This window comes from Micromonospora sp. KC606 (assembly GCF_004348675.1).
GTDB lineage: Bacteria > Actinomycetota > Actinomycetes > Mycobacteriales > Micromonosporaceae > Micromonospora.
The window spans coordinates 1-4919 of sequence record NZ_SMKN01000316.1; the positions used below are offsets into that span (position 1 = coordinate 1).

General features: G+C 71.8%; 4 protein-coding genes and 1 pseudogene. 4 read left to right on the forward strand and 1 reads right to left on the reverse strand.

All coding sequences use genetic code 11. The features are described from left to right. Positions 1-158 precede the first annotated feature (158 nt). A complete protein-coding gene (locus E1193_RS30045; protein WP_132186517.1) occupies positions 159-1598 on the forward strand; it encodes a GuaB1 family IMP dehydrogenase-related protein in 1440 nt (479 codons plus the stop codon). 44 nt (positions 1599-1642) lie between these two features. Here the strand turns inward: E1193_RS30045 and E1193_RS30050 are convergent, their stop codons facing one another. Then, the gene (locus E1193_RS30050) at positions 1643-2206 is read right to left on the reverse strand and encodes a TetR/AcrR family transcriptional regulator (protein WP_132186518.1); all 564 of its coding nucleotides are present in this window, start codon (positions 2204-2206) and stop codon (positions 1643-1645) included. Between the two features lie 157 nt (positions 2207-2363). Between E1193_RS30050 and E1193_RS30055 the strand changes: the two genes are divergently transcribed. The 3 genes and pseudogenes from E1193_RS30055 to E1193_RS30065 all read left to right on the forward strand — a co-directional run. Then, positions 2364-2885, forward strand: a complete 522-nt coding sequence (locus E1193_RS30055) for a MarR family winged helix-turn-helix transcriptional regulator (protein WP_132186519.1) — start codon at positions 2364-2366, stop codon at positions 2883-2885. Continuing rightward, positions 2879-4612, forward strand: a complete 1734-nt coding sequence (locus tag E1193_RS30060) for an ABC transporter ATP-binding protein (RefSeq protein ID WP_132186520.1) — start codon at positions 2879-2881, stop codon at positions 4610-4612. Before E1193_RS30055 ends, E1193_RS30060 begins: the two co-directional genes overlap by 7 nt. After that, positions 4609-4919: pseudogene (locus E1193_RS30065) on the forward strand (ABC transporter ATP-binding protein); the annotation flags it as partial. The gene E1193_RS30060 and the pseudogene E1193_RS30065, both read left to right, overlap by 4 nt.

A 4919-nucleotide genomic window follows, 5' to 3' on the forward strand; every position in this document is an offset into this window, starting at 1 on the left:
GAGCAAAGGGTGCCGGGGTGTGGTGGGCGGGGTGGCAGGACCTCACGAGCCGTGATCTGGGCCGGGGGTTCGGCTCCGTGCGGCACGGGAGCGCCGGCCGCGGGTGTTTTCCGCGACCACCGGCGCCAGGGACGCCGCCGGCCAGGAATGATGGCGGGGTGAGGTTCCTTCATAACGCGGTTCCCGCGCACGACCTGACCTACAACGACGTCTTCATGGCGCCGGCCCGCTCCGAGGTGGGTTCGCGGCTCGACGTCGACCTGGCCACCAGCGACGGCACGGGCACCACCATCCCCCTGGTGGTGTCGAACATGACCGCCGTCTCCGGCCGACGGATGGCCGAGACCGTGGCCCGGCGCGGCGCGATCGCGGTGATCCCTCAGGACATCCCGATCGAGGTGGTGGCCACCGTCGTCGCCTGGGTGAAGCAGCGGCACCTGGTCCACGACACCCCGATCACGCTCGGTCCCACCGACACCGTCGGCGACGCGATCCACCTGCTGCCGAAGCGGTCACACGGCGCGGTGATCGTGGTGGACAAGACGAGCCGGCCGCTCGGCGTGGTAACCGAGGCGGACACCGTCGGGGTGGACCGATTCGCCCAGCTCCGGCACGTGATGTCGGCCGAGCTGCACACCGTGCCGGCGGACGCCGACCCGCGTACCGGCTTTGACCGGCTCTCGGCGGGCCGGCGGCGGCTGGCCCCGGTGGTGGACGCCGACGGCCGGCTGGTCGGGGTGCTCACCCGGCAGGGCGCGCTGCGCGCCACCCTCTACAAGCCGGCCGTCGACGACCGGGGCCAGCTGCGGATCGCCGCCGCCGTGGGAATCAACGGCGACGTCACCGGCAAGGCCGAGGCGCTGCTGGCCGCCGGGGTGGACACGCTGGTGGTGGACACCGCGCACGGCCACCAGGAGCGGATGATCTCCGCGCTGCGGGCGGTCCGCAAGCTCGGCCCGGCCGTCCCGGTGGCCGCCGGCAACGTGGTCACCGCGGAGGGCGTACGCGATCTGGTGGAGGCGGGGGCTGACATCGTCAAGGTGGGTGTCGGGCCGGGCGCGATGTGCACCACCCGGATGATGACCGGCGTCGGCCGGCCGCAGTTCTCCGCGGTGCTGGACTGCGCGGCGGCGGCCCGGGAGCTGGGCCGGCACGTCTGGGCCGACGGCGGCGTACGGCACCCGCGCGACGTGGCGCTGGCGCTGGCGGCCGGGGCGTCGAACGTGATGATCGGTTCCTGGTTCGCCGGCACCTACGAGTCCCCCGGCGACCTCTACACGGAGCCGGACGGGCGGCGCTACAAGGAGAGCTTCGGCATGGCCTCGGCGCGGGCGGTCAGCGCGCGTACCGCCGACGACAGCGCTTTCGACCGGGCCCGGAAGGCGATCTTCGAGGAGGGCATCTCCTCCGCCCGGATGTACCTGGACCCGGACCGACCGGGCGTGGAGGACCTGATCGACGAGATCATCTCCGGTGTACGAAGCGCGTTCACCTACGCGGGCGCCCGCAGCCTGGACGAGTTCCACGAACGCGCCCTGGTCGGGGTGCAGAGCACCGCAGGATACACCGAAGGGATGCCGCTGCCCACCAGTTGGTGACACCGTCCACCGACCTCCGGCGAGCCGCGCCGGAGCATGCCGACTCAGGCGAAGAGCCGGCCGATGACCTCGCGGGCGCTCGCCTGCGGGTCGCCCCCGGCGTCCGGAGGCAGGGCGCCGGCCAGCCAGAGGGTGGCGAAGCCGTGCACGATCGACCAGGCGGCGAGGGTGTTCCGGCGGACGTCACCGGCGCCGTCCGGGCCGCCCGACACCGCAGCCACCCCGGAGCGCAGCAGGGCACCCGTGCGCTCCCGGGCGGTGCGCACCTCTTCGGCGTCGGCGCGGTAGAGGTCGGGTCGGAACATCACCTCGAAGTGGGCACGGTGCCGGACGGCGAAGCCCACGTACGCGACCCCGACCTCGAGCAGGTCGTCCCCGGCCGCGCGCATCGCCTGGGCGAGCAGCTCGAATCCCTCCACGGCGAGCGCGGTGAGCAGCCCCGACTTGTCGCCGAAGTGGTGCGCCGGAGCGGCGTGCGAGACACCGGCGCGCCGAGCCAGCTCACGTAGGCTCAGCGCCGCCGGGCCGGCCTCCTCGATCGCCTCCACCGCCACGGCGAGCAGGACGCGACGTAGATCGCCGTGGTGGTACGGGCGGTTGCTGGTCATCCGGCGATCCTAACTTGTCATTGACAAGACGACCCCGACATCCCCGCCGGCCACCCCGGTCGACCCACGGACCGCACTCCAGGCCCGCTTCGTCCCCGCCGCGGTCGGAATATCGTTTGGCCCCTGAATATCAGGGGCTTAACCTACCGTGGTGCAGATGGAACCGCTGGTCCGTTGGCCGGACGCGCTGCGGCAGGCACCCATGGGTCGGCTCGTGTCGATCGCCGGCCACCTCGTCGACCAGCACTGGGGGCGTTACCTGGCCGAGCGTCACGGGCTGAGCCCCGCCGGCGTCCGGGTGCTGTTCACCCTGGCCCGGACGGAGAATCCCACCCACCGCGAGGTGGCCGGGCTCTGCTTCGTCCGGCCGGCGACCCTGACCGGCATCGTGGACACCCTCGAACGCGACGGTTTCGTCAGCCGCCGTCGAGACACCACCGACCGTCGCTCGGTACAGCTCGCCCTGACCGACAAGGGACGCGAACACCTGCGGCAGCTCGCCGACCTGATCCACAGCGACACCCCGCTCACCTCCGTCGACGCCGACCCGGCGAAGAAGGCGGTGATCCGGGAGTTCCTGACCGAGTTGATTATGACCATGTCCGACGGGGAGGACAGCAGGTTGAACCCACGAATGCAGGATCCGGACGAGACGACACCAGGGGGCACCCAGTGCTGACCCGCCTGCTGCGCGACTTCCTGCGGCCGTACCACCGGCCGCTGCTGGCAGTGGTGCTGTTCCAGTTCGTCGGCACGATGGCCTCGCTCTACCTGCCGAGCCTGAACGCCGACATCATCGACCTCGGCGTGGCCCGGGGCGACACCGACTACATCCTGCGGACCGGCGGCTGGATGCTGCTGGTCAGCCTGGTGCAGATCGTCTGCTCGGTGGCGGCCGTCTACTTCGGCGCGCGCACCGCGATGTCCTTTGGGCGGGACGTCCGGGCCGAGGTGTTCGGGCAGGTCAACCGCTTCTCCGCCCGCGAGGTGGCCCGCTTCGGCGCACCCTCGCTGATCACCCGCAACACCAACGACGTGCAGCAGGTGCAGATGCTGGTGCTGATGAGCTGCACCATGCTGGTCGCCGCGCCGATCATGAGCGTCGGTGGCGTGGTGATGGCGCTGCGCGAGGACGTGGGGCTCTCCTGGCTGCTGCTGGTCAGCGTGCCGGTGCTGGCGATCGCGTTGGGGCTGGTCATCCGGCGGATGGTGCCGGGCTTCCGGCTGATGCAGACCCGGATCGACACGGTCAACCGGGTGCTGCGCGAGCAGATCACCGGCATCCGGGTGGTCCGCGCGTTCGTCCGCGAGCCGTACGAGACGGACCGCTTCGCGGTCGCCAACGCCGACCTGACGGCGACGGCCCTGCGGGTCGGCCGGCTACAGGCACTGATCTTCCCGATCGTGATGCTGATCCTCAACGTCTCCAGCGTCGCGGTCCTGTGGTTCGGCGCGGCCCGGGTGGACGCCGGCCAGATCCAGGTCGGTGCGCTGACCGCGTTCCTGCAGTACCTGATGCAGATCCTGATGGCCGTCATGATGGCGACCTTCATGCTGATGATGGTGCCGCGCGCGGCGGTCTGCGCCGAACGGATCGTGGAGGTGCTGGACACCGACTCCTCGGTGGTGCCACCGGCCCGGCCGGTGACCCGGGTCGAGAGTCGGGGCCAGCTGGAACTGCGGGACATATCCTTCAGGTACCCCGGGGCGAGCGCGCCGGTGCTGCGTGGCATCTCGTTCCGCGCCACGCCCGGGCGGACCACCGCGATCATCGGCGCCACCGGCGCCGGCAAGACGACCCTGCTCAACCTGATCCCCCGCCTGGTCGACCCGACCGCCGGCGCGGTGCTGGTGGACGGGGTGGACGTCCGTGAACTGGCGCCCGACGAGCTGTGGCGGCGGATCGGGCTGGTGCCGCAGCGGCCGTACCTTTTCACCGGCACGGTCGCCAGCAACCTGCGGTACGGCAACCCGGACGCCACCGACGAGGAGCTGTGGTCGGCGCTGGATATCGCCCAGGCCCGCGACTTCGTCGCGCAGATGCCCGGCGGCCTGGCCGCTCCGATCGCGCAGGGCGGCACGAACGTCTCCGGTGGGCAGCGGCAGCGGCTCGCCATCGCCCGCGCGCTGGTCCGCGAGCCGGAGATCTACCTGTTCGACGACTCGTTCTCGGCGCTCGACCTCGGCACCGACGCCCGGCTGCGGGCAGCGCTGCGGCCGGTCACCGCGGACGCGGCGGTGGTGATCGTGGCCCAGCGGGTCTCCACGATCGTCGACGCCGACCAGATCATCGTGCTCGAGGACGGGGGCGTCGTCGGATTGGGACGACACGAGGAACTACTGGAGACCTGCCCGACGTACGCCGAGATCGTGGCGTCCCAGCAGACGGCGGAGGTGACGGCATGAGCGCCGTACCGGAGCAGAAGTCGACCACGCCAGCGGAGACGCCGAAGCGGTTGCCACCGGGCCGGGCAGGCGGCGGCCCGCCGTGGATGGGCGCAGGCATGCCGGCGGAGAAATCGCTGAAATTCGGGCCGTCCGCCCGCCGGCTGCTGGGCCGGCTGCGACCGCACCGGCCGCACCTGGCCGCGATCGTCGGCCTGGCGGTGGCCAGCGTCGCCGCCACCGTGACCGGCCCGAAGATCCTCGGCCATGCCACCGACATCATCTTCGCCGGGGTCATCGGGCGGCAACTGCCCGCCGGCAACACCGT